We start from the raw sequence: 2,006 nt of genomic DNA, 5'->3' as shown, positions 1-2,006 counted from the left end.
CTGAATGTAGAGACTTAAAAAATTTAACACCCTCTACCTCTAGGAGATCGTATGGGCTTGAGCAAAGCACGTTCTAACCGTCTCAACACTGACATGGCTATAACTCAGACGGCAATTTTTGCAGGTATCGCATTAACAGGTATTGCTGGCGGTGGCTATCTTGCCGACTGCGACTTCAACGTATTGGCTACTTTAATACGGGGTTAGGCAAGATGCAAACGACACTCAAAAAGACTGAACAAGTGACTAACAACCATTCTAATACGATAAATTATCCCTTTTTATTGGTAACGCACATGGTTTGTGCTGACCAACAAATTCACAGCGAAGAATCAAAAGCGCTTCACGAACTCGCAACTCAAATTGAAGCCGGACAGCGAACCCTGGAGGAAATGGAAAAGATTCTCGCCCAAGATGATAATCAATTATCTGTCGAAGAAGTTGCGAGGCGAGTACCCAGCAGTCAAAAAAATGAGGCCATGTGTCAAATTTTAGCGATTGCTTATGTAGACGGGTTTTGTTCGGTGTTAGAACGGAAGATGGCCGAACGAATTGCACAGATTTGGAACTGGCCGAAAGGAGAAATACAGAAACAAATTGAAGAAGCCGGAGCCTTTTCTGATACGGGATTTCTTGATGAGTCCAATCAACAAAAACTTTCTGTTAGTGCGCGTTTACTTCAGAAAGCTGATTCGATTTTATCCCAGGCTTTGGTTAATAAATTAGCCAATTTAACGGGAGCCGAAGAAAAAGTCGAGCAACTGCGGCGAGAAATTTTGTTATCGGGGCCAGAATATGATGAAGCAATTCGTGAGTGTGCCGTTGTTGCTAAGGAAGATTACCAATTTTCACAATTTGCTCTGAGAAGTGCTTTGTCGATACTTTACTATTTGGGAAAAAATTTGCAAAAATCGATTTATGAAATTCAGTCAAAAACTAACAGTAAAGGTCAGGCAAACACGGCTAAAGAAGTTGCAAAACAACTCGAATTAACTGAAAAATCGCTCTCGGCTGAAATTATCAAAGAAATTGAGGATGTGCGGGAATCCCTCCGTTCAAAAGAACGCGCTCTCAATCACTTTAGCATTGCCTTTATGGGCAGAACGAAAGCGGGAAAAAGCACGCTTCACGCCATTGTTACTAACGATGGATGGGAGGCGATAGGAGTTGGAAAACAGCGAACGACTCGTTACAACCGAGTTTATGAATGGAAAAATATTCGGATTATTGACACGCCTGGGATTGGCGCTCCCGGCGGAAAAAGTGATGAAGAAATAGCTGAAAGTGTGATTGAGGAGTCAGATGTTATCTGTTATGTCGTTACAAATGACAGCGTTCAAGACACAGAATTTAAGTTTTTACATCTGCTCAAAAAGAAAGCAAAACCGCTCATTATTCTTTTGAATGTTAAGAAAAATCTGCGCGATCCCCGTTGGTTAGAACATTTTCTAAAGAATCCCGATAAAGCCTTTGCAATGGAAGGTCAAAGCGGTTTGGGCGGACATATTGAACGCATTCGCCGCTATGCAAAAGAGCATTATGCAAACGATTACTTTCCCATTGTTCCGGTGATGCTTTTGGCGGCTCAACTTTCCCGCGAACCCGAACATGAAAATCGCCAAGAGGAATTATTCAAAGCCAGTCGAATGCAAGATTTTTTAGATTCTATTCGCGAGTCTTTGATTCAATACGGAACTATTCGACGATCGCAAACTCTACTCGGTTCGACTGTCGGCGCCATTAATACACCCTATGACTGGGTTGCAGGACAAGCTCAAATTTATGGACAATTAGCAGAAACAATTCAAAGCAAACAGGAGGAAATCAGAAAGAAAATTGAGATCGCATTCAAAGATAGCCGCAGCAACTTACAAATAGAAATCGAAACGATATTTCAAGAGGCGATTAATGCTGTTCCATCGTTTGCAGAGGAACATTGGAATTCAAACGAGTTGGGATTGAAACTCGGTTGGGAGAAAAGGCTAAAATCTCTCAATTTAGAACAG

Annotated in this window: 1 protein-coding gene; it reads left to right on the top strand. The window is 41.7% G+C overall.

The window, feature by feature from the left end; translation table 11 throughout:
• Window positions 1-212: 212 nt before the first annotated feature.
• A partial coding sequence (locus tag M595_RS27255) for a GTPase (RefSeq protein ID WP_023069820.1) occupies window positions 213-2,006 on the top strand: 1,794 nt, incomplete at its 3' end.

The sequence above is a fragment of the Lyngbya aestuarii BL J genome (genome assembly GCF_000478195.2).
GTDB lineage: Bacteria > Cyanobacteriota > Cyanobacteriia > Cyanobacteriales > Microcoleaceae > Capilliphycus > Capilliphycus aestuarii.
The sequence above is the reverse complement of the archived record's forward strand: the minus strand, read 5'-3'. Positions and strand labels throughout refer to the sequence as shown.